Below are 1,617 nucleotides of genomic sequence, written 5' to 3'. Positions count from 1 at the left end.
CCGCGGGCCGAGAAGGCGGCGGACCGGCTCGGGCGGCTGGTCCGGGAGCGGCGGCTCGCCGTTCTGGACCCGGACCGGCAGGACGAGTACCCGGTCGCGGAGGGTTACGCGCCCGGCGAGCACCACTTCCCGCACGACTACGCGCGCGTGCCGGACTCGCTGGCGCGCCGCTGGTTCACGGACGAGGAGATGGCCCGGTCGCTCGACCGTCTCGCGGCCGACCAGCAGGAGGACGGGGGGTGGCCGGTCACCTGGCGGGTCTGGGCGCCCGGCACCGCCCTGGAGTGGCGGCCGATCGTCACGATCGAGGCCCTGCGCACGCTCCGCGCGCACGGCCGCCCCATCGGCTGACCCGCCCGCCCCCGTCCTGAGGCCACCCGCCGGGGCGTCCGCGTGGCGCCCCGGGTGCCGGACGTCTCGGAGCGCGAGGGTCAGCCGGCCAGGGCGCGGACCCCCGCCGTGACGAGGACGGCGGCGCCCACGACGACCAGGAAGGGGGCCCGCAGGACGAGGGCGAGGGCCGCCGCGCCGAGCCCGGCGGCGCGGGCGTCCAGGACGAGCCCGGTGCCCTGGCCGAAGGTCTGCTGGGCGGTGAGCGCCGCGAGCAGGGCGACGGGCAGCAGGGCCGCGAGCCGCCGGACGTGCGGGCGTTCCAGGGCGCCCGCCGGGACGAGGAGGCCGAGGAGCTTGACCAGGTAGCAGGCGGCGGCGGTCAGGCCGATCGCGATCCAGACGTTCACCGGCGCCGCTCCTTCGGCTCGTCGTGCCGGGCGCGGCGGCCCCGGAGCCAGAGCACGGTGGGGGCGGCCAGGGCGGCCGCGAGGACGGGGACGCCGGCGGGCAACACGGGGAGCAGTCCGAGTCCGAGGAGGACGGCGAGGCCCGCGGTGGCCCGTTCGGTCGCCGTCCGCAGCATGGGGGCGAGCAGGGCGAGGAAGACCGCCGGTCCGGCCGCGTCGAGGCCCCAGGCCGCCGTGTCGCCGAGCGCCTCCGCGCCCAGCGCGCCGAGCAGGGTGGTCAGGTTCCACAGGACGTACAGCGTGAGGCCGGTGACGGTGAAGCCGAGGCGCGCGGCCCGCCGGTCCGGCTGGGCGAGCGCGACGGCCGTCGTCTCGTCGATCACCCACTGTGCGGCGAAGGGCCGCAGGGGCCCGGGCAGGGCAAGGAGCTGGGAGAGGCGCAGGCCGTAGAAGGCGTTGCGGGTGCCCAGGAAGAAGGCTCCGGCGGCGGCGGTGAAGGGGTTCCCGCCGGCGGCGAGCGCGCCGACGAGGGCGAACTGCGAGGCGCCGGTGAACACCAGCAGGCTGAGCGCACAGGCCTGGAGCAGGGTGAGCCCGGAGCCCGCGGCGGTCACGCCGAAGGCGAACCCGGAGAGTCCGACGGCGATGCCGACGCCGAGCGCGTCGCGGACGATGGCGGCGTCCGACTTGGCGGGCCCGTCGTCCCGTATGACGAGAGGTGCTGTCTTTTCTGCCACGTCAGGGACGGTACGAGACCGTCGGGCGTCCGGTCTTGTACGTTCTTGCGCGTTCCGACGCCGGCGGATGACCGGATCCTCGCCGCCTCGGCCCGCGCCCTCCCGTCATCGGGTCCTAGATCCCGTCCCCGTACCTCCCC

Annotated in this window: 2 protein-coding genes and 1 pseudogene; 1 reads left to right on the top strand and 2 read right to left on the bottom strand. The window is 76.7% G+C overall.

Features of this window, described 5'->3' with window-relative positions:
- Positions 1-351: pseudogene (locus RIF68_RS36100) on the top strand (hypothetical protein); the annotation flags it as partial.
- A gap of 80 nt (positions 352-431) precedes the next feature.
- On the opposite strand, the gene RIF68_RS36095 reads toward RIF68_RS36100, so the two are convergent.
- Together RIF68_RS36095 and RIF68_RS36090 are read right to left on the bottom strand one after the other, a co-directional pair.
- A complete protein-coding gene (locus RIF68_RS36095) occupies positions 432-740 on the bottom strand; it encodes an AzlD domain-containing protein (RefSeq protein ID WP_309055630.1) in 309 nt (102 codons plus the stop codon).
- Positions 737-1,477: an AzlC family ABC transporter permease gene (locus tag RIF68_RS36090; RefSeq protein WP_309055890.1), complete on the bottom strand. Its 741-nt coding sequence runs from the start codon at positions 1,475-1,477 to the stop codon at positions 737-739. Before RIF68_RS36090 ends, RIF68_RS36095 begins: the two co-directional genes overlap by 4 nt.
- Positions 1,478-1,617 lie beyond the last annotated feature (140 nt).

This window comes from Streptomyces sp. (assembly GCF_031178505.1).
Taxonomy (GTDB): domain Bacteria; phylum Actinomycetota; class Actinomycetes; order Streptomycetales; family Streptomycetaceae; genus Streptomyces; species Streptomyces gulbargensis.
The sequence above is the reverse complement of the archived record's forward strand: the minus strand, read 5'-3'. Positions and strand labels throughout refer to the sequence as shown.